At 65.1% G+C, this 20458-nt stretch carries 16 protein-coding genes; 8 read left to right on the forward strand and 8 right to left on the reverse strand.

Annotated features, from left to right (window positions below; genetic code table 11):
* The first annotated feature begins 404 nt into the window (after positions 1-404).
* Positions 405-1442: an aminotransferase class I/II-fold pyridoxal phosphate-dependent enzyme gene (locus JS531_RS03255; RefSeq protein WP_214312602.1), complete on the forward strand. Its 1038-nt coding sequence runs from the start codon at positions 405-407 to the stop codon at positions 1440-1442.
* Positions 1443-1476: 34 nt separating this feature from the next.
* Here JS531_RS03255 and JS531_RS03260 read toward each other — a convergent pair whose 3' ends face one another.
* Both JS531_RS03260 and JS531_RS03265 read right to left on the reverse strand, forming a co-directional pair.
* A complete protein-coding gene (locus JS531_RS03260) occupies positions 1477-2652 on the reverse strand; it encodes a glycosyltransferase (protein WP_214312604.1) in 1176 nt (391 codons plus the stop codon).
* 18 nt (positions 2653-2670) lie between these two features.
* Complete coding sequence (locus JS531_RS03265) at positions 2671-3864, reverse strand: aminotransferase class I/II-fold pyridoxal phosphate-dependent enzyme (RefSeq protein ID WP_214312606.1); 1194 nt, start codon at positions 3862-3864, stop codon at positions 2671-2673.
* Between the two features lie 234 nt (positions 3865-4098).
* On the opposite strand from JS531_RS03265, the gene purT reads away from it, so the two are divergent.
* The 3 genes from purT to JS531_RS03280 all read left to right on the forward strand — a co-directional run bounded on the left by purT (position 4099) and on the right by JS531_RS03280 (position 10114).
* The gene (gene purT, locus JS531_RS03270; protein ID WP_214312608.1) at positions 4099-5406 is read left to right on the forward strand and encodes a formate-dependent phosphoribosylglycinamide formyltransferase; all 1308 of its coding nucleotides are present in this window, start codon (positions 4099-4101) and stop codon (positions 5404-5406) included.
* Positions 5407-5509: 103 nt separating this feature from the next.
* Positions 5510-6262 carry a phosphoribosylaminoimidazolesuccinocarboxamide synthase gene (gene purC / locus JS531_RS03275; protein ID WP_214312610.1) on the forward strand — a complete coding sequence of 251 codons (753 nt, stop codon included), beginning with the start codon at positions 5510-5512 and terminating at the stop codon, positions 6260-6262.
* Positions 6263-6361: 99 nt separating this feature from the next.
* Positions 6362-10114: a phosphoribosylformylglycinamidine synthase gene (locus tag JS531_RS03280; protein ID WP_214312618.1), complete on the forward strand. Its 3753-nt coding sequence runs from the start codon at positions 6362-6364 to the stop codon at positions 10112-10114.
* A gap of 278 nt (positions 10115-10392) precedes the next feature.
* On the opposite strand, the gene JS531_RS03285 is transcribed toward JS531_RS03280, so the two are convergent.
* Positions 10393-11055 carry a DUF4230 domain-containing protein gene (locus JS531_RS03285; protein ID WP_214312620.1) on the reverse strand — a complete coding sequence of 221 codons (663 nt, stop codon included), beginning with the start codon at positions 11053-11055 and terminating at the stop codon, positions 10393-10395.
* Positions 11056-11212: 157 nt separating this feature from the next.
* Positions 11213-12040: an FxLYD domain-containing protein gene (locus JS531_RS03290; protein WP_240542008.1), complete on the reverse strand. Its 828-nt coding sequence runs from the start codon at positions 12038-12040 to the stop codon at positions 11213-11215.
* A 588-nt stretch (positions 12041-12628) separates the two neighbouring features.
* On the opposite strand from JS531_RS03290, the gene JS531_RS03295 reads away from it, so the two are divergent.
* The gene (locus tag JS531_RS03295; RefSeq protein ID WP_214312626.1) at positions 12629-13261 is read left to right on the forward strand and encodes an XRE family transcriptional regulator; all 633 of its coding nucleotides are present in this window, start codon (positions 12629-12631) and stop codon (positions 13259-13261) included.
* Between the two features lie 60 nt (positions 13262-13321).
* Positions 13322-13882 carry a DNA-deoxyinosine glycosylase gene (locus JS531_RS03300; RefSeq protein ID WP_214312628.1) on the forward strand — a complete coding sequence of 187 codons (561 nt, stop codon included), beginning with the start codon at positions 13322-13324 and terminating at the stop codon, positions 13880-13882.
* Between the two features lie 20 nt (positions 13883-13902).
* Here the strand turns inward: JS531_RS03300 and JS531_RS03305 are convergent, their stop codons facing one another.
* Positions 13903-15114, reverse strand: coding sequence for an SPFH domain-containing protein (locus tag JS531_RS03305; protein WP_214312630.1), 1212 nt, complete (start codon positions 15112-15114; stop codon positions 13903-13905).
* Positions 15115-15140: 26 nt separating this feature from the next.
* Positions 15141-15680, reverse strand: coding sequence for a hypothetical protein (locus tag JS531_RS03310; protein ID WP_214312632.1), 540 nt, complete (start codon positions 15678-15680; stop codon positions 15141-15143).
* A 384-nt stretch (positions 15681-16064) separates the two neighbouring features.
* Here JS531_RS03310 and JS531_RS03315 point away from each other — a divergent pair, with 384 nt between their 5' ends.
* Positions 16065-16712 (forward strand): XRE family transcriptional regulator, encoded by a 648-nt coding sequence (locus JS531_RS03315; RefSeq protein WP_236034446.1) that lies wholly within the window; start codon positions 16065-16067, stop codon positions 16710-16712.
* Between the two features lie 36 nt (positions 16713-16748).
* On the opposite strand, the gene JS531_RS03320 is transcribed toward JS531_RS03315, so the two are convergent.
* Together JS531_RS03320 and JS531_RS03325 are read right to left on the reverse strand one after the other, a co-directional pair.
* Entirely contained in the window at positions 16749-16967 is a 219-nt protein-coding gene (locus JS531_RS03320) for a hypothetical protein (protein WP_214312634.1), read from the reverse strand.
* Positions 16964-18610, reverse strand: coding sequence for a type VI secretion protein ImpB (locus JS531_RS03325; RefSeq protein ID WP_240542009.1), 1647 nt, complete (start codon positions 18608-18610; stop codon positions 16964-16966). Before JS531_RS03325 ends, JS531_RS03320 begins: the two co-directional genes overlap by 4 nt.
* A gap of 212 nt (positions 18611-18822) precedes the next feature.
* On the opposite strand from JS531_RS03325, the gene purF reads away from it, so the two are divergent.
* A complete protein-coding gene (purF, locus tag JS531_RS03330; RefSeq protein ID WP_214312638.1) occupies positions 18823-20367 on the forward strand; it encodes an amidophosphoribosyltransferase in 1545 nt (514 codons plus the stop codon).
* Positions 20368-20458: the final 91 nt, after the last annotated feature.

Below are 20458 nucleotides of genomic sequence, written 5' to 3' on the forward strand. Positions count from 1 at the left end.
CCGGAGTTTAAGATCGGCCGAGGATTCGGCAGGTCGCAACGAAGCGCAGAACGTCGTAAGACCACAAGCGCAACGCCTTCGATATAAGTGAAGAACAACAGAACAGAGCGAACATTGGTTCGCAACGAGGCGCGGCAAGGACATACGGCGATCGCCGGGCCGCGATGAACGAGATGGCTGTGTACTGTGTGAATGGATGGCGGCAGGCGCCGGGCAATGCGGTCCGCACCGTGCCGCACGGGTAGATGGAAACGACGTACCATCCCTTCCCCATACGATGGCCCCGGAACTTTTCCCTTCAGTTCCGGGGCCATCTTCTTCCTTCTTTCCCTCTCGCGCATGCGCATGACGCCACGCCGCGCGTCGTACGCATGCGGCCCCGGCCGGGGCATACACTCGTTCTCATGCTTTCCTTCGAAAACGATTATTCGCGCGCCGCGCACCCCGCGATTCTGGACGCGCTCACCCGCATCAACGACGGCCTCTACCCCGGATACGGCTCCGATGGAATCTGCGAGTCCGCCAGGGCGAAGATCCGTGCCGCGTGCGGCGTCCCGGAAGCCGACGTCTGGTTCCTCGTCGGCGGCACGCAGGCCAACCAGGTCGTCATCGATGCCGTCACCCCTCCATACGCGGGCGTGGTCACCGTCGAATCAGGACACCCGAACGTGCATGAGGCCGGTGCCATCGAATACTCCGGGCACAAGGTCCTCACGCTCCCCCACCACGACGGCAGGATGGACGCGGACGAGCTCGATGAGTATTGCGCCACGTTCTACGCGGACGCCAACCATGAGCACATGGTCTTCCCCGGCTGCGTATACGTCTCCATCTCCACCGAATACGGCACGATGTACACCAAGGCGGAGCTGGAGCGTCTCGCCGAGGTCGCACACCGATACGACATGCCGCTCTTCATCGACGGCGCGCGCCTCGGATACGGCCTGACCTCCACCGGATGCGACATGACGCTGCCCGACCTCGCCCGCATCGCCGACGTCTTCACCATCGGCGGCACCAAGGTCGGTGCGATGTTCGGCGAGGCGGTGGTCTTCACGAACCACGGCGCATTCGGCAAGGCGCCACGCCACTTCCTCACGCTCGTCAAGCAGCACGGGGCGCTCCTGGCCAAGGGGTTCCTGCTCGGCGTGCAGTTCGACACGCTGTTCACCAACGACCTGTACTTCCACATCGCACGCAACGCCAACCAACAGGCGGACCGCATCCGCAAGGCGCTGCGCGACAAGGGATACACGCTCACGTTCGACGCGCCGACCAACCAGATCTTCGTCACGCTCGACCAGCCAACCATCGACCGGCTGTCGGCGCACGTACGTCTCGGCTTCATGGAGAAAGCCGACGACACGCACACGGTGATGCGCATCTGCACCAGCTGGTCCACCACGGACGAGGAGACGGACGCGCTCATCGCGCTGCTGTGACGCGTCGGTCGGCGCAAGGCCGCGTCGGTCCGCATCAGCTGTCGGCGATGGCCTCGCGCTCCATATCGACGAACCGGTGGACGGACGCCTCCACCGAATAGTGTTCGCACGTGTGCTCCGCATACCGGGCTCCCCAACGCGCGAGCTCGTCCGGATGATCGATCCACCAGTCGATGCGCCGGGCGAGGATCGCAGCATCCCGCACGGGGAACAGTGATTCGTCCAGCAGCGCGAACTGGCTCGCCGCGGACAGCTCCGATGCCGCGATCACCGGGACGAGTCCGCAGGCCATCGCTTCGATGACGCTCACCGATTCGATGTCCGCGATCGAGCAGTGCACGAACAGGTCGCAGGACCTGAGCAGGGCGGGCATGTCGGCGTTGCGGTGGAACCCGATGTCGGCTCTGCGCTTGAGACGCCGGTTCGCACGGAAGGTGAGGTACCGCTTCAACGGCCCGGTGCCGGCGATGACGAGCTGGATGTCGCTGGCGTGCCGGCTCATCGAAATCGCCTTGATGAGCGTGATCTGGTCCTTCTCATGGGCGAGTCGCCCGGAGGCGACGACACGGAACGGCACATGCGCGGGCGCCGACGGGTCCAACGGTCTGCGCGCGGTGAACCGCGGCGAATACCCGTTGGAGATCACATGCATTACGCCCTTGTACCCGTGTTCGCGCAGCAGGCTCGCGGTCATCTCGGTGGGCGTGTGGACGTGGCCGACACGCTTGTAGAGCCACTGGCGGAACAACCAGTACAGGAAACGCTCCATACCGGGGATGTAGCGCAGCGGCCCAGCGGAGTACAACACGTTCTCCGGCTGGAGGTGGAATCCCGCCGTCACCGGAATGCCCATCTGGCGGGCGACCTTCGCGGCGCGGCGACCGAACTTGAACGGCATGTAGATGTGCACGACGTCGACGCCGTCGAATGCGGCGCGAAACAGGGTATCGCTCGGTTCGGCGAACTGCATCTGCTGCTTGGCGGCGACCCACGAGACCAGCGGCACCCTGTTCACGCGCGCCGGGAATTCCGGCGCGCCGATGCCGACCAGCCGTACGTGGTGTCCCTGACGCTCCAGTTCCGCGGCCCATTGCAACGCCGAATTGGAGGTGCCGTTGCCCTGGTTGCCGACCGTATCGACCACCAGCGCGATGGTCAACGGCCGGTCGATGCTCTCCTCATGCTCTGCTTCATCTCCGTGTTCACGCATTGCTCCAGTCTACGTCGCCTACGACAGGGCCCCGGCGATGCGGGACACGGCGGCGTACAGATCGCCTTCGGGGCGCAGCAGGCTGAACCGCACGTAGCCGTCCGAATGCGGCCCGAAGCAGGAGCCGGGGATGACGGCCACACCGGCATGTTCCAGCAGCCACGACGTGAATCCGTCGGACGTGCCGTGTCCTTCGGGCACCCGCGCCCAGAGGAACAGGCCGCCCCGGACCTCGGTCACGTCCAGTCCGGCCTCGCGCAGTCCCTCGCCGAGCACCTCCGCGCGATGGCCATAGGTCACGGCCAGCCGGGAGACCGAGCGCAGGTCGCTCTGCAGCGCGACGGCGCCCGCCTGCTGGACGACGCTCGGTGCGAGCACGGTGGTCTGACGGTGCACGGCCTTCGCGGCGGCGAGGATATCGGCGTTGCCGGCGATCCATCCACCACGCCAGCCGGCCACCATGAACATCTTCGACAGGGAGCCGAGCTCGACGGCGACATCCATGGCTCCGGGCGTCTCGAGAATGCTGGGAGAGGGGTCTCCGCCGAATTCGATGCCCGCGTACGCGAAATCGTTCATGATTGCGAAGCGGTGCGCATGGGCGAGTGCGACGGCCTTGCCGTAGAACTCCGGCGTGGCGACCGCGCCGGTGGGGTTGTTCGGGTAGTTGAGGATCAGGAGTTTCGCACGGTCCCACAAGGCCGGATCGACGGCGTCGAGGTCGGGCAGGAACCCGTGCGCCGGATCGGCGGGAATCGGCACGAAACGGCCTTTGGCGATGGCGGTGGAACCCTCGTACTGCGGGTAGTACGGGTCGACGGCCACGACCACGTCGTCTTCGTCGATCAGCGCGTCGATGACGGTGGAGATGCCGACGGACGCGCCGGCGACGGCAAGCAGCTGCGTACGCGCAGCGAGCGTCACGTCGTAGCGTTCCGCGTACCAGTCGCGTATCGCGGCGAGGTATTCGGGGACGCCGTCGAACGGCGGGTAACGGAAGAAGGAGGGGTCGTGCGCGGCGTGGGCGAGCGCGTCCTGCATGAACGAGGGAGGAACACCGTCCGGATTGCCTTTGGACAGGTCGATGATGCGCCGGCCGGCGCGGACCGCCGCCGCGACGCGGGCGTCGGCTTCGGCGAACGGGTTCGGTGGCAGTCCCGCCGCCCTTCGTGAAATCAGGTTTCCGATGAGCGGCGGATTGTCGTTCCCCATTGTCTCTCCCCGCGGGTTCCTTGAACGTTGGCCCGATCGTCTGTTTCGATCGATCGGTGACACCCACCGTACGCCCCGGCGGCACGCGCGGCCACGGCGTGTCTATACGCGGTATTTATGGAGGGTTATCAGGACGCGTCCGACGGATGAAATCGTCTTCCGACCGGTGCCGCGGGTCCCATGGCGGGAAGGGGCCGGCGTGGCGCGGCGCGGCGCGATGCGACAATGTGTCGCATGACCGATAGCGTGAACGTTTCCTCTGATTCCCCGTCCACTTCCTTCTCCCCCGCCGATGGCCGCGGGCGCGTGCTGGGCACGCCGCTCGGCGCGCATCCGACGCGCGTGCTGTTCCTCGGTTCGGGCGAGCTCGGCAAGGAGGTGACGATCGAGCTCATGCGGCTCGGCGCGTGGGTGTGCGCGGCCGATTCGTACGCGGGCGCGCCGGCCCAGCAGGTCGCGCATGAGGCCCGCGTGCTGGACATGGCGGACTCCGGCGAGCTGCGTGCCCTGTTCGACGAGGTGCGGCCCGACATCGTCGTGCCGGAGGTGGAGGCGATCGCCACGTCCGAGCTGGCCGACGCGGCCGCCCGCGGCATTCAGGTGGTGCCGAGCGCCGAGATTGCGGCGATCTGCATGGACCGCGAACGTCTGCGCGTCATCGCGCATGAGGAGTTGGGATTGCCGACCACGCCGTACCGTTTCGCCGGTTCGCTCGAGGAGCTGCGCGAGGGGGCCGCGACGGTGGGGTATCCGTGCGTCGTCAAGCCGGTGATGAGTTCGTCCGGCCACGGCCAGTCGGTGGTGCGTTCGGCCGATGCGATCGACGCCGCGTGGACCGAGGCGCAGGAGGGTCGTCGCGCCGCCGGCGAGGGGGGCGTGTCTCGTGTGATCGTCGAGGCGCTGGCGCCGCTCGACTACGAGCTGACCGTGCTGACGGTCTCGTCGTCGGCCGGCATCGTGACGTGCGCGCCGATCGGGCAGCGTCAGGAGTCGGGAGACTACCGCGAATCCTGGCAGCCGGCGACGGCTTCCGACGCCGTGCTGGCGGAGGCCGGCCGCATCGCGCGCGCGGCCGTCGAGGGGCTGGTCGCGAAGGCGAGGACAAGCGGCGAGACCGGCTGGGGCGTGTTCGGCGTGGAGCTGTTCGTACTGACCGACGGATCGGTGCTGTTCAACGAGGTGTCCCCGCGTCCGCATGACACGGGCATGGTGACGATGGCCTCGCAACGGCTCAGCGAGTTCGCGCTGCACGCGCGCGCGATTCTCGGTCTGCCGATCACGGAGGGGCATGTGGCGCTGTCGATGCCCGCCGGCTCCGTGGCGGCGAGCCATGCGATCGTGGTCGCCGGCGACGGCGAGGCGGAGTTCTCGAATCTTTCCGGAGCGCTGGCCGAGGCGGGCACCGACCTGCGTGTCTTCGCCAAGCCGGAGGTGCACGGCCATCGCCGCATGGCGGTCGCGCTGGCTATCGGAGGCTCCGCGGACGAGGCCCGCGTCAAGGCGGCCCGCGTGGCCGATGCGCTCGACATCGAGGTGCGGTGAGTCCCACGGAAACGATGCGCTGCACGGCGGCGTCGTTATCCCCGGCGATTGGTACCCTTTTACCGTTAGTTCACCCAGATATTCCACTCCTGAAAGGCGAGTAATGGAGAAACTGGAAATGCTCTACAAGGGCAAGGCCAAGAAGATGTACGCAACCGACGACCCCGACGTGCTGTGGGTCGAATACATGAATCAGGCGACCGCCGGCAACGGCGCGAAGAAGGCCCAGATCGAAGGCAAGGCCAACCTGAACAACCACATCACCTCCGTCATCTTCGACCTGCTCAAGGCCCGCGGCGTGGACAGCCACTTCATCAAGCGTCTGTCCGACACCGAGCAGCTGGTGAAGAAGATGGACATGTACCCGCTCGAGATCATCATGCGCAACACCGCGGCCGGCTCCTTCGCCAAGCGCTATGGCGTCGAGGAGGGCACGCCCCTCAAGAAGCCGATTCTCGAGTTCTGCCTCAAGTCCGATGATCTGGGCGACCCGTTCATCAACGACGACGGCATCGTGGCCCTCGGTCTCGCGACCGAAGAGGAGCTCGCGGAGATCTCCCGCATCGCCCGCGCCGTCAACGAGGGGCTCAAGGACATCTTCTCCAAGATCGACGTGCAGCTCGTGGACTTCAAGATCGAGGAGGGCAAGACCTCCGACGGCACCATCCTGCTCGCCGACGAGATCACCCCGGACACCTGCCGTCTGTGGGACCTCAAGGACAAGTCCGGCAAGATCGAGCACCTCGACAAGGACCTGTTCCGCCGCGATCTGGGCAACATCATCCCCGCGTACGAGGAGATCTACGGCCGTCTGGTCAAGCTGGCCGAGGCCGAAGGCATCGAACGCGCCGAATGATTCTTCCGCTGGCTCCCCTTTCATGACTTCATGAGGGGAGCCAGCTCGTTTTCCCGCATAAGACTTCCAAGACGACTTCCACCAAGGAAAGGATCCCCTATGGTTTTCCGCGTGTACGTGGAGAAGAAGCCCGGCTTCGACGTCGAGGCCCAGCAGCTCGGCACCGAGCTCAAAACCATCCTCGGCATCACGGGGCTGAAGCACATCCGCATCGTCAACCGTTATGACGTCGAAGGCATCGACAAGGCCCTGTTCGACAAGGCCACGCCGACCGTCTTCAGCGAGCCGCAGGTGGACGACGTGTACGCCGACCTGCCGGAGTTCGGCGAGGCGTCCGTGTTCGCCACCGAATTCCTGCCCGGCCAGTTCGACCAGCGCGCCGACTCCGCCGCCGAATGCATCCAGCTCATCTCGCAGGGCGAGCGTCCGGTCGTCCGCTCCGCCAAGCTGTACGCCCTCGAAGGCGATCTGACGGACGCGGACGTCAAGGCGATCAAGCATTACGTCATCAACCCGGTCGAGGCGCGTGAGGCGTCGCTCGAGACGAAGAAGACGCTGAAGACCGCCGTGCCGACCCCCGGCAAGGTCGAAGTCATCGCCGGATTCAACGAGATGGACGCCGAGACCGGCCAGCGGTTCATCGACGAGCGCGGCCTCGCCATGGACCTCGCCGACCTCGAGTTCTGCCAGAAGTACTTCTCCGAAGCCGGACGCGAACCCACGATCACCGAGATCAAGGTGATCGACACCTACTGGTCCGACCACTGCCGTCACACGACGTTCGGCACGATCCTGACCGACGTCGCCATCGACGACGACGTGGTCAAGGCCGCGTTCGAACGCTATCTGGAGCTGCGCCGCGAGCTCGGTCGCGAAGAGAAGCCCCTGTGCCTGATGGACATGGGCACGATCGGCGCGAAGTGGCTCAAGAAGAACGGCATCCTCACCGGCCTCGACGAGAGCGAGGAGATCAACGCCTGCACCGTCAAGGTGAAGGTGGACGTCAACGGCCATGACGAGGACTGGCTGTTCCTGTTCAAGAACGAGACGCACAACCACCCCACCGAGATCGAGCCGTTCGGCGGCGCGGCCACCTGCATCGGCGGCTGCATCCGCGACCCTCTGTCCGGCCGTTCCTACGTGTACCAGGCGATGCGCGTGACCGGTGCCGCCGACCCGACCGTGCCGGTCTCCGAAACGCTTGAGGGCAAGCTCCCCCAGCGCAAGCTCGTGACGACCGCCGCCGCCGGATACTCCTCCTACGGCAACCAGATCGGTCTCGCCACCGGTCAGGTCAACGAGATCTACCACCCCGGATACGTGGCCAAGCGCATGGAGGTGGGCGCGGTCGTGGCCGCCACTCCGGCGGACCACGTACGCCGCGAGACCCCCGCTCCCGGCGACAAGGTCATCCTCCTGGGCGGTCGCACCGGCCGCGACGGCATCGGCGGCGCGACCGGCGCCTCAAAGGCGCACAACGTCGAATCGCTCGAACTCGACGGCGCCGAGGTGCAGAAGGGCAACGCGCCGGTCGAACGCAAACTGCAGCGCCTGTTCCGCCGCGGTGACGCCTGCCGTCTCATCAAGCGCTGCAACGACTTCGGCGCCGGCGGCGTGTCCGTGGCGGTCGGCGAGCTGGCCGACGGCCTGTACGTGAACCTCGACACCGTGCCGAAGAAGTACGAGGGCCTCGACGGCACCGAACTGGCGATCTCCGAATCGCAGGAGCGCATGGCCGTGGATGTCGCGGCCGAGGACGTCGACGAGTTCCTGAGCTACGCACGCGAGGAGAACCTCGAGGCGACGGTGATCGCCACCGTGACCGAGGACCCGCGCATGGTGATGACCTGGAACGGCGACGAGATCGTGAACCTCTCGCGCGAGTTCCTCGCCTCCAACGGCGCCCCGAAGCACCAGGCCGTGCACGTCGAGGCGCAGCAGGCGTACGAGACGCCGGCCGCATGGCGTTCCGGCTCCCTCTCCGACCGCATGCACGCCCTCGTCACCGACCTCAACGTGGCCTCCAACAAGGGCCTGTCCGAGCGCTTCGACTCCACGATCGGCGCGGGCACCGTCCTCATGCCGTTCGGCGGCGTCAAGCAGCTCACCCCGAACGAGGCGATGGTCGCCAAGTTCCCGGTGTTCGGCGAGACCACCACCGCCTCCGCGATGGCTTGGGGCTTCAACCCGTACATCATGGAGAAGAACCAGTTCACCGGTGCCTACCTGTCCGTCGTCGAATCGCTGGCCAAGCTGGTCGCGGCGGGCTTCGAGCACGAGAAGGCGTATCTGAGCTTCCAGGAGTACTTCGAGAAGCTGCGCGACGAGCCGGAACGCTGGGGCAAGCCGACGGCCGCCGTGCTGGGCGCGCTGATGGCGCAGATCGACCTCGGCGCCGGCGCCATCGGCGGCAAGGATTCGATGTCCGGCTCGTTCGAGGCGCTTGACGTGCCGCCGACGCTAATCTCCTTCGCCGTCGCCGTGGGCAGCATGAAGCGCGCCACCTCCCCCGAGTTCAAGGGCGCCGGCCACCGCGTCGTGCGCATCGCGCCGCGCACCCTCGCCGATGGCCTCACGCCGGACAAGGACGCGCTACTCGACGCGTTCGGCCTGGTCGAGGAACTCACCGACTTCGGCACCGCGCTGGCCGTGTCCACTCCGGGCTACGGCGGCACCGCCGAGGCGCTGTTCAAGATGACCGTCGGCAACGGCATCGGACTGACCCTGAACGACGACATCGCCCTCGACGACCTGTTCGCGCCGGCCTACGGCTCGTTCATCGTCGAGCTCAAGGACAACGAGAAGATCCCGGCCGTCTCCAACCTCGTCGAGGTGGGCGAGATCGGTGTGACCTCCTCGGAGTACGAGTTCGTCGCGGGCGGCGAGACCATCGACCTCGCCGAGCTGCAGAACGCGTGGGAGGGCGGCATCGAGTCCGTGTTCCCGTACCGTTCCCACGGCGCCGAGAAGACCGAGACCGTCGAGACCGTCGACTTCCACGCCGAATCCGCCGGTGTGAAGAAGACCGTGTACGCGGGTGCGGGCGTGGCTAAGCCGCGCGTCATCATCCCCGTGTTCCCGGGCAACAACTGCGAGTACGATTCCGCGGCCGCGTTCGAACGCGCCGGCGCCGAGGCGCACACGCTGGTCGTCAACAACCTGACGCCCCAGGCCGTGGCCGAGTCCGCCGCCAAGCTGGTCGAGGAGATCAACAAGAGCCAGATCGTGATGATTCCGGGCGGCTTCTCCGGCGGCGACGAGCCGGACGGCTCCGCCAAGTTCATCACCGCGTTCTTCCGCGCCCCGGCCGTCACCGAGGCGGTGCGCGACCTGCTCAAGAACCGCGATGGCCTGATGCTCGGCATCTGCAACGGCTTCCAGGCGCTCATCAAGCTGGGTCTGGTGCCGTTCGGCGACATCGTCGACATGACCGCCGAATGCCCGACGCTGACGTTCAACACGATCGGCCGCCACCAGAGCCGCCTCGTGCGCACGCGCGTGGCGTCGGACCTGTCCCCGTGGCTCGCGAAGACCTCCGTGGGCGACGTGCACACGGTCGCCATCTCCCACGGCGAGGGCCGCTTCGTGGCCTCCGACGAGGTGTTGGCGCAGCTCAAGGCCAACGGCCAGATCGCCACGCAGTACGTGGACGAGTCCGGCGTGCCGGGCATGGATCTCGCGGTGAACCCGAACGGTTCGATGCTCGCCGTCGAGGGCATCACCAGCCCGGACGGCCGCGTGTTCGGCAAGATGGGTCATTCGGAGCGTTCCGGCAACGGTCTGTACGTGAACGTCCCGGGCGACAAGTACCAGCCGCTGTTCGAGGCCGGCGTCGAGTACTTCGCCGCGTGATGATCTAGCGTCCGTATGGACAAAAGGGAGACCTTCGGGTCTCCCTTTTGTCGTATGTTCAGGCCGGTCCGGTTCCCCGTTTTCGTCCGATCGGAATCGGGAACCGGCGCCCTGTTCACATGGACACCGGGTTCCCCGGTATTCCGCCGCTGCGAGGAATCATCGACGTTCGGTGATGCGCGGTTCCGGTTCCCGATTCCGGGACGCCGGGAATCGGGAACCGGCGGATACGAAAAAAGGGAGAGGCTCTAGGCCTCTCCCTCATGCGACTGGGATCGTCACGACTTCGGCTCGATGGTGGTCACGTTCACCGTGTAGCCGTCCGTTTCGGACAACGCTCCGAACAGCAGCTTCCTGACGACCTCCTTGCCGTGCTCGTTGGCCGATTTCAGCAGCTCCGACCGGTCCAGATCCTTCTCGCACTGCTTCTTCGCCACGTCCAACGCCTTCTTGGTGTCCTCGGCATCCATCTGATTCAACGGCGTCGACGACTTGTCGAAGAAACGCAGCTTATCGGAGTCGATGGAGATCGATTGGACCGTGGGAGCGGGAAGCGTCACGTCGACCGTCTTGTCCTTGACCTCGATCTTCGCCTTGGACAGGTCGAAGCCGGCGCGTGCCTCATAGATGTAGAACATCGTGAACTGCTTCGTGGTGAAGACCGTATTGCCGTCCTTGTAGGTGACGAACCCGTAGTCGCGCTCCACCATCGTGGTGAGATCCTGGACCTCCTCCAGCTGCCGATGGACGACGTCGTTGGTGATCGATGCCTCCTTCGGCACGAAGATCTTGTAGGTGGTCACACCACCGACGGCGACCAGCACTACCGCCAGCATCGCGTAGATGACGGCCTTAATCTTCCAGTTCCACCATCCGCGCTTTTTGGTTCTGCGTACGTAGTCCAGTGGGTTCTTCTCATCGATTTTCTGCTGTTCGGTCATAATCCTCCATGATTACAGATACCCGCGATTACGTAGATACGTCTCGTAATCGCGGGTATGGGTTTTCGTTTCCATTGTTTTTATGCCGTCCGTGGCCGTCCCCCATCGCGGGGCGGGACGGCCACGGACCGTGGGTCGGTCGATGGACTTGGGGACGTCAGTCCTCGACCTCGTAGTCGCTGACGGATACCTTGACCTGTGCGGCGTCGTTGGTGCTCATCGCCTCGAATTTGACCTTCTCGCCCTTGGGCCAGCTGGACGTCGAGGCGTACGTCTCCTCGACCTTCACGCCATCGGCGCCGTAGAGGGCGACCAGCAGGGTCACGCTGCCGAAGTCGATGCCGGTCGTGTTCTCGATGACCGCCGAATAGGTGTACATGCCGTATCCGTCATCGGTCTTCTCGAAGGTGGTCGAGGAGATCAGGTTGTTGAGCGCGTCCTCCGTCTCGGTCTTCTTCTGCACGGACGAGCCGTTGGCGACGATGTCGTTCAGCGATTCCTGATATTTCTCGTCCACCTTCAGGCCGTAGTCGTCGACGAAGGTCTTGAGCAGCGCGGAACGCTTGTCGTAGACCTTCGTCCACTGTTCCGTATAGTCGGCGCTCATGTACGAGTTGTTCTTCACGACGTCCATCGAGTCGTCCAGAAGGTTGAGGTAGGCGATCACGTTCTCCTGCAGTTTGGAGTCCTTGAACTGCCGTGACTTCAACCCCTTGTCGGTGTCGATCTCCGCCTGGACGGCGGCCTTGACGTACTCGCTGGAGTCGTCCTCGTTCTTCTGCTCGTACTGCTCGATGACGTCGGACCGCTTCTGGAAGCCCTCGGCGATGATGCTCATCGCCTCGTCGTCGGCGTAGTCCGGGCCCTCGTCCTTCGTCTGGGCGGAGGACGAGCAGGCGGCTAGCCCGATGGTCATCGCGAGGCACACCGTCGCGACGGCGACCGTCCGTCCGCAGGCGCGGATGCGTGATGCCAATGTGTTCATCGTGATGTTCCTTTCCGTTGTGTCGATGCGAGTGGCTCCGCGTCCGCCGATGCTCGCGGCTCCGGGGCCGCGGTCCTCTCCACTCCCCCCATGTTCCGTATGGGAGGCCCTCTCGGGCGGGCCGGTGGGATTGGCCGGACCGTCTGCGTCGGTGTTCCCGTCGCCCTCCCGTTGCCGTGCGAGGTCGCGGGCGGCGTCGTCGACCGCCCTGAGTCCCCGTAGTATGGTCGTTGCCAATTGCGCGAACATGATGCGTCATTCATTCCCTTTCCGACGTGTATCCTCCGGCTTCCGCGCGCGATTCCGGGATTGGAACCGTGCGGCCGGCAGACCCGTCGTTGCAGGGCGTGTTTTTTTCGCGAGCTTCGTCCCTTGGCCGTCCACGGGCGCGGCCGTTCCGTCGTCCCATCGGGTGTCCCCTCGGATTCCGGACCGGCCGTTATTCGTCACTTTCAGCATGAAACAGCGGAAATATGCTGTCAATGACGTACGATGTTATAAAAATGTTCATTTATCAGGAAGTAAAATACCTTGGATGATATAACCCGACATCGCGCGGCCACATGGCGCCGACGACTGAAGTCGTGCATGGAGGAACGGGGGCTCACCCAGCTCGCCTTCGTCGGCGAGCTCAACCGCCAGTACCTCACCCGTTACCATCAGAAGGACGTGAGCCGGTGGCTCAACACCGGCAACCGCACGTCGTCGGGCGAGATCGGGTTCCCCAAATACGAGACGATGGCGATGATCGCCGATTTCTTCGACGTGGACGTGGGATACCTCACCGGCGAGACCGACCGGAGGACCTTCACCCTGGATCGGGTGTGCGACTACGTCGGACTCGACGCCGCGTCGGTCGAGGCGGTCCGGCATTGGATCGGCGGGACGAGCGACAGCGACGGCGGCACGGTGCGTCGATACCGCGCGGACACCTTGGACCGGTTCCTCTCATCCCGGGAATTCACCGAACTCGCCTCGAAGCTAACGACCCTGCACGAGATGTCGACGATATGGAACGAGGACCCCGGCAAGTTCGGCATGCTCATGGACTCGCTGGCCGCCGACAGCGAGCTGCCGGTCGGCTTCACGCTGGAGCTCATCGTCGGCGCGTTCTACGGCATGGCCAGCGAATCCTTCTCCCGGCTCGTGCGCGAGGCGTATCCGGCGCCGACCCGGCTCGACGGCGGCGGGGTTCCGGGGCCGGATTCGGAGCGCGGCTAGGATGAGGGGCATGACGGGGATACCGAGCGTCGACGGACGGGAACGGGGGCGTGGAGACGGATGGAGAACGACGGGCGTCTGACGCATGTCGAGCATGGGTTCGGACCGGTGTGGGACGCGAAGTCGCGTGTGCTGGTGCTGGGATCGATGCCGAGCCCGAAGTCGCGCGAGGCGTCGTTCTACTACATGCACCCGCGCAACCGGTTCTGGCCGGTGATGGAGGCGGTGTTCGCCGATCCGTCCGATCCGGGAGACCGCGTCGGGGACACGGCGGAATCACGGCGTACGTTCGCGTTGCGGCATCATGTGGCATTGTGGGACGTCATCGCCTCGTGCGACATCATCAGGGCGTCCGACGCGAGCATCCGCAACGCGGTGCCGAACGACATCAAGCCGTTGTTGGCAAACGCGTCCATCACGCACGTGCTCACGACGGGCATGAAGGCGGCGCAGCTGTACCGCCGTCTCATCGCGCCGGGACTGGCGACGGACGGGTTCGACGTGCCGATGACGCCGCTGCCGTCGACGAGCCCGGCGAACGCCTCGATGAACCTTGCACGGCTGACCGCGGTCTACCGGAGGGCGTTCCGGGCCGCTGGGCTGCCCGTCAGCCTACCGTGATGCGCACGCGCCCGGAGAATTCACAGACCGAGGATCTGCTTCTTCTTCACGTCGAATTCCTCTTGGGAGAGGATGCCGGCGTCCAGCAGTTCCTTGAGTTTCTTCACTGCGTCTAATTGCTCCTCAAGTGACATGGTCGGCGCGGCCGGCCGTGCAGGCGTTGCGGCGGAGGCCGGCGCCGCGGATTCCGCAGGCGCTGCGGCCTGCTGGCCGGGCCAGGTGCCTGCGCCCGGAGCCCCCGGCATCTGGGCCGCCGGACCGAGACCCTGGGCCATGTTCATGCCGAAGACCATGCCGCCCATGTCGCCGAGCCCATGGTTCTGGATGCCCTGCGCGATCTTCTGCTGGGCCGCCATGTTGCCGGCCTGCATGGAGATGTCCTCATACGCCTTCATATCCATGTGCTGCTGCGAGTAACGCTTGACCAGCTCGCGCGATTCGGGAGTGAATTCGATGCTTTCGATGCCGATGCCCGCGAGGGCGAAGCCGAACCGCCCGGGCCACGTGCCGGCGTTGCCTCTGTCGGCGGCGACGCTCTTCGCGATCTCGTTGGATTGTGCCGGCAGCTGGGAGATGCGGTACCGTTCGGACAGCGCATTGACCGCGACCATGAACGACTGCAGGAATTCGGAGAGCACCTGCGAGCGCGCCCGCGGATTGTCGAACGTATAGCAATCGACGTTGGCGGGTACGAAGTTGCACACGAACCTGACCGGATCGGTCACCTGCAGGGACATGACGCCGCGTGCGCGGATCTCCAAATCGGTGCCGTAGAAGCGGTCATGATAGACGAGCGGCGCCGGGGTGCCGAATTTGACGCCGCGGATCTCGCGCAGGTTGATGAAGGCGACACGCTTGTTGACGGATGGCTGGCCGCCGAACGCGAAACGGTCACCGATGGCGTCGAACACCGATTTGCCGATGCCGTCGCCGTTGAAGATGGTGCTTTCGCCGTTCTGGTACTCGTAGCCGCCGGCTTGGGTGATGACCGATTCGATGCCGCTTTGGTCGTAGATGAACGCGGCCGTTCCCACCGGCACGTAGATCTTGGAGCCGTTGGAGATCACGCCTTCGGATCCGCGCGTGTTGGAACCGCGACCGCGATTGGTCTGCCGAAGCACGCCCGGCATCACCACCGTATGCTCGTCGAACGGGCCGACGGTGATGATGTCCTTCCACATGTCGGCGAACGTGCCGCCGAGCGCTCCAGCGAATGCCTGAATCAACGCCATGATGCTGCCTTTCTATTCGCCGCCGGTCACAGTTGGCGTGGTGTGTCGCAGTACGGGCACTGCACGGTGTCCCCTGCTGCGCCTGTGAGCGTCGCACCGCAACCGTCGCATTGCGCCGTGGTGCGTTGCCGTCGTTCCAGGCCGAGCTCCTTGGTGAACGAACCGACGGTGTCCTTCAGCGTGCCGCCGAGAGCTTCTGCCATGCCGGCGAGGAGCCCCCCGTCATCCGTGGAGGTGTCGACGTCCTTTCCGGTGGCCAGCAAGCGCAGGTATTCGGAGAGCCGTTTGGCGTCACGTCTCGATTTCAATCCGATGACGACACGCCCTTGGTCGGTGGTGACCTCCACCGCTCCGTCGGCGTTGATGCGGACTTGGGCGTTGTCGTCCACCACTGCGATCCGATTGACCGGATAGGTGCGGATCTCTTTGAAATTGGTTTCGAAGAAGGACAGGATGCCGCAGGTCAGGTTCCGGTCCGTGAGCAGCACCTGCGCCGATTTGCCGTCGATGAACGCGTCTGCGGCCATGATCTCCCGTTCGCCGGGGTTCGCCTTCAATGTCGGCATGATGTCTCTTCCTGTCTTGTCCGGTCGGCGGACGCCGCAGCGGCGTCGTCCCCCATCGGACCGGTATTGTCATGGGCGTGACCGGCGTCCCGGGCGTCCCACCGCGCGTCATGTCCGTGGGGTTCACCCATGTCGCGGGCGGCGTCGTCGACCGCCTTGAGTCCATGGAGGATGGTGGCCGCCAGTCGCGTGAACCGTCGTCCCTTTCGTGTATCCACGCCCATCCTCCTGACGCTATGGGAGAGCGGGCGGCGATGCCTCAGTTGTCTGCTGAGAATGGCGCCCCTTCACTTCGTTATTGTTTCCATCGTGAAGGAGGCTAAATATTCTGTCAATGACGTAATATGTTATAAAATCAGTCAGAGAATCAGAGGTTTTTATATCATGGATGATATTCCACGCCACAGCGCCGCCATATGGCGCGAACGATTGAAGCAGTGCATGGAGGAACATGGGCTGACGCAGCTGTCGTTCGTCAGCCAACTCAACAACCAGTATCTGACCCGATACCACCAGAAGGACGTGAGCCGGTGGCTGAACACCGGCAACCGCACGGCGTCCGGCGAAATAGGATTCCCCAAGTACGAGACCATGACGATGATCGCCGACTTCTTCGGCGTGGACGTCGGCTATCTCACCGGCGAGACCGACGAACGCACCTTCGACATGAGCCGGGCGTGCGCCTACACCGGCCTGCGCAGCACCTCCCTGGATGCCGTCCGCCGATGGGTCTTCCAGGAGGCGGACGACCCCGTCATGCAGCGCTATCGCGTGGACACGTTGAACCGGTTCCTCTCCTCGCCGCGCTTCGCGGAACTGCTCGCCAAGCTCATGACGCTGCATGAGATGTCGACGATCCGGAACAACGAGCCCGATAAATTCGGCACGCTGATGACCAGCCTGGCCGACGACAGCGAGTTGCCTGCCGGCTTCACGCTGGAGCTGATCACCGGAGCGTTCCTCGGGCTCGCCAGCGAATCGTTCTCGCAGCTCGTGCGCGAAGCGTACCCCATCCCCAAGGCCGAAGCATAGGGCCGAGGCATAGGAGGTCGGCGGACGCCGGCACGATCACGCCCCGAAATCACTGTCCCCTTGGGCCTCGTCCTTGGCGATGCCCGCCTCGACGTTCCGCGCCGTCTCGGCGATGAGCGCCTCATAGCCGGCCAGCGCCGCGAACGGCATGAACTGGGCGGCGCGGTTGCGTCTGGACATCGGCGGATGTCGCCGGGAGACATGGTGCGGCAGGTCGATGATGTCGTCATAACGGTGGGTCTCGTGCAGTGTCATGCGCGATGTCCTCCGATCTGGTTGTTGCGGGCGATGCCGGTGGCGCCCGGCTCCATGTCCATCGCCTTGACGACAGCGTTGCGTCCGTAGCGGCGTTTGATGGCGAGCATCGCCCGCTGCACGCTGTCGCCCCTGTCCGCGCCCGAAGAGAGGGAGGTTCCATCGGCGACCGTTCCCCCGCGCCCGCCCGGTCCTTTCCCGTCCGGCACGTCCGTTCCGTCACGTTCCGTCTCGCCGACGTCGAACAGATCGGGCTGATCGTAGCGTTTGCCCGCGGCGAGGTCGGCCGGCGAGGTCAGATTCTCGGCGACGACGGAGAGACGACGCACCAACAGCGCCGGGTCGGCGATGCGGTCGAACAACGCGGCCATGGCCTTGCGGATCAATTCGGCCGAGGCGGTGTACTCCCCCAGTCCGGCCGCGCCGGCGGCAGGCTTCGGCACACGACGTCCGTAATGGTCCACGGACACGGGACCGCGGTAGTCCTTCGCCGCGCGACGTGCGATGGACCGAACCGATTCGTCGACGCATGAGTCGAGACGCGCGGGGTCGACGGCACCGGAATCATAGCCGACGGCGAGCGCGATGCGGTTCGTGCGCACGCCTTTGCCGGTCAGGTCGAGGGCGAGGGAATCGGCCATCTCCTTGACGATGAGACGTGCGGTGGCGTGGTCGGTGGGCCCGGTGAGCACCTGGCCCACGCTGGAGCTGTGGGATTCCGGCTCATAGGCCTTGATGTCGGCGATGGTGCACGGCTCCCAACCCCAGGCGTGGTCGATGAGCAGCTCGGCGTTGACGCCGAACATGCGGTAGAGCAGTTCTTCGTTGTAGTAGTCGGAGGCGCGCCCCACGGAGCAGCGGGCGACGCTTCCCATGGTGGGCAGACCGGCCTTCTCGAGTCTTCTCGCATAACCGCGGCCGACCCGCCAGAAGTCGGTGAGTGGACGATGATCCCACAGCAGCCGCCGGTACGACGTCTCGTCGAGTTCGGCGACGCGCACGCCGTCGGCGTCCGCGGGCATGTGCTTGGCGACGATGTCCATCGCGACCTTCGCGAGATACAGGTTGGTGCCGATGCCGGCGGTGGCGGTGATGCCGGTCCTGGCGAGGATCTCGGCCACGATGGCCCGCGCCATGCCGTGCGGCGTGAGGCCGGACGACCTCAGGTACGGGGTGGCGTCGATGAACACCTCGTCGATCGAGTAGACGTGGATGTCCTGCGCCGAGGCGTATTCAAGATAAATCGAATAGATGTCGGCGCTGACCTTGAGGTATTCGGCCATGCGGGGCATGGCGACGATCATCGTGGCCTCGAGGCCGGGCGAGCGGGCAAGCTCGCCCGCATCCCACGACGAGCCGGCGAACCGTCTCCCGGGGGCGTGCAGCAGACGTTCGGCGTTCACCCGGGAGAGGCGCTCCTTCACGGCGAACAGCCGGTCCCTGCCCGGGATGCCGTACGCCTTGAGCGACGGCGAGACGGCCAGACAGATGGTCTTGTCGGTGCGACTTTCGTCCGCCACGACCAGATGGGTGGTCAACGGGTCGAGTCCGCGCGCATGGCATTCGACGGACGCGTAGAAGGATTTCAGGTCGATGGCGAGATAGACGCGACCACGCGCCGACGACACCGCATCATCGCCCATCGCCCTCACCTCCCATCCATCGGAACGGACCCTCACCATACCACGCAAATCGAACATTTGTTCGACTTGCGTGTGTCGCCCCGTTTTTCCCCGGAATGACCACATAGCGGGACGAACACGCCGGCGGGGCGCGGGTCTGATGTAGCCGGCGATTGGTAGGGTGAACAGGTAGTGAACTCCATGTCTGACCACGTTTGAAAAGGAGCTTTGGCTTGTCGGCTGAACTCGAAGACATTCATGAGGAATGTGGCATCTTCGGCGTATGGGGACACCCCGACGCCGCACGACTCACCTATTTCGGACTGCACGCGCTGCAGCACCGCGGCCAGGAGGGCGCCGGCATCGTCGCGAACGACCACGGCCATCTCACCGGACACCGCGGCCTGGGACTGCTGACCCAGGTGTTCGGCGACGAACGCGAGATCGAACGTCTCAAGGGTAGCCATGCAATCGGCCACGTGCGCTACGCCACCGCCGGATCCGGCACCACGGACAACATCCAGCCGTTCATCTTCCGCTTCCATGACGGCGACGTGGCCCTGTGCCACAACGGCAACCTCACCAACTGCCCGTCACTGCGCCGCAAGCTCGAGGACGAAGGTGCCATCTTCCACTCCAACTCCGACACCGAGGTGCTCATGCACCTCATCCGCCGCTCCCTGCAGCGCACCTTCATGGACAAGCTCAAGGAGGCGCTCAACACGGTCCACGGCGGCTTCGCCTACCTGCTCATGACCGAGGACGCGATGATCGGCGCGCTCGACCCGAACGGCTTCCGCCCGCTCTCCCTCGGCAAGATGAAGAACGGCGCCTACGTGCTGGCCTCCGAGACCTGCGCGCTCGACGTGGTCGGCGCCGAGCTCGTGCGCAACATCCGCCCGGGCGAGATCGTCGTCGTCAACGACCACGGCTACCGCATCGTGCAGTACACGAACAACACGCAGCTGGCCATCTGCTCGATGGAGTTCATCTACTTCGCCCGCCCCGACTCCGACATCTACGGCGTCAACGTCCACTCCGCCCGCAAGCGCATGGGCGCAAGGCTCGCCGCCGAGGCCGGCGTCGACGCGGACATGGTCATCGGCGTGCCGAACTCCTCCCTGTCGGCCGCGTCCGGCTACGCGGAGGCGTCCGGCCTGCCCAACGAGATGGGCCTCATCAAGAACCAGTACGTGGCCCGCACGTTCATCCAGCCGACGCAGGAGCTGCGCGAGCAGGGCGTGAGGATGAAGCTCTCCGCCGTGCGCGGCGTCGTCAAGGGCAAGCGCGTCGTCGTCATCGACGATTCGATCGTGCGCGGCACCACCTCCAAGCGCATCGTGCAGCTACTCAAGGAGGCCGGCGCGGCCGAAGTGCACATGCGCATCAGCTCCCCGCCGCTCAAGTACCCGTGCTTCTACGGCATCGACATCTCCACCACCCGCGAGCTCATCGCCGGCCACAAGTCGGTCGAGGAGATTCGCGAGTACATCGGCGCCGACTCGCTCGCGTTCCTGTCGCTCGACGGCCTGATCGAATCGATCGGCCTCAACGCGGACGCGCCGTACGGCGGTCTGTGCGTCGCCTACTTCAACGGCGACTACCCCACCGCGCTCGACGACTACGAGGCCGACTTCCTCAAGTCCCTCACCCCGGAGGACCGTGTGCGCCTGCCCGAGTTCGCATTGTACAAGAGCAAGTACATCGGCAACGAGTACACCGTGCAGCCCTCAGCGGAAGACGAACCGGCCGAGCACGACGGCGACGGCATCGCCTGAAGATCGTGTGTCAGGCGGCCGAGACCCGATGAGGCCGGCCGCCCGACGGACAGACAACACATAGCGGATAACTGAATACCCGAACCCAAGA

The organism is Bifidobacterium sp. CP2 (assembly GCF_018555635.1).
Lineage (GTDB): Bacteria > Actinomycetota > Actinomycetes > Actinomycetales > Bifidobacteriaceae > Bifidobacterium > Bifidobacterium saguinibicoloris.

Coding starts and splice junctions, on each gene's coding strand:
- JS531_RS03255 (WP_214312602.1), top strand. CDS start 405: ATGCTTTCCTTCGAAAACGATTATTCGCGCGCCGCGCACCCCGCGATT.
- JS531_RS03260 (WP_214312604.1), bottom strand. CDS start 2,652: ATGCGTGAACACGGAGATGAAGCAGAGCATGAGGAGAGCATCGACCGG.
- JS531_RS03265 (WP_214312606.1), bottom strand. CDS start 3,864: ATGGGGAACGACAATCCGCCGCTCATCGGAAACCTGATTTCACGAAGG.
- purT (WP_214312608.1), top strand. CDS start 4,099: ATGACCGATAGCGTGAACGTTTCCTCTGATTCCCCGTCCACTTCCTTC.
- purC (WP_214312610.1), top strand. CDS start 5,510: ATGGAGAAACTGGAAATGCTCTACAAGGGCAAGGCCAAGAAGATGTAC.
- JS531_RS03280 (WP_214312618.1), top strand. CDS start 6,362: ATGGTTTTCCGCGTGTACGTGGAGAAGAAGCCCGGCTTCGACGTCGAG.
- JS531_RS03285 (WP_214312620.1), bottom strand. CDS start 11,055: ATGACCGAACAGCAGAAAATCGATGAGAAGAACCCACTGGACTACGTA.
- JS531_RS03290 (WP_240542008.1), bottom strand. CDS start 12,040: ATGAACACATTGGCATCACGCATCCGCGCCTGCGGACGGACGGTCGCC.
- JS531_RS03295 (WP_214312626.1), top strand. CDS start 12,629: ATGGAGGAACGGGGGCTCACCCAGCTCGCCTTCGTCGGCGAGCTCAAC.
- JS531_RS03300 (WP_214312628.1), top strand. CDS start 13,322: ATGGAGAACGACGGGCGTCTGACGCATGTCGAGCATGGGTTCGGACCG.
- JS531_RS03305 (WP_214312630.1), bottom strand. CDS start 15,114: ATGGCGTTGATTCAGGCATTCGCTGGAGCGCTCGGCGGCACGTTCGCC.
- JS531_RS03310 (WP_214312632.1), bottom strand. CDS start 15,680: ATGCCGACATTGAAGGCGAACCCCGGCGAACGGGAGATCATGGCCGCA.
- JS531_RS03315 (WP_236034446.1), top strand. CDS start 16,065: ATGGATGATATTCCACGCCACAGCGCCGCCATATGGCGCGAACGATTG.
- JS531_RS03320 (WP_214312634.1), bottom strand. CDS start 16,967: ATGACACTGCACGAGACCCACCGTTATGACGACATCATCGACCTGCCG.
- JS531_RS03325 (WP_240542009.1), bottom strand. CDS start 18,610: ATGGGCGATGATGCGGTGTCGTCGGCGCGTGGTCGCGTCTATCTCGCC.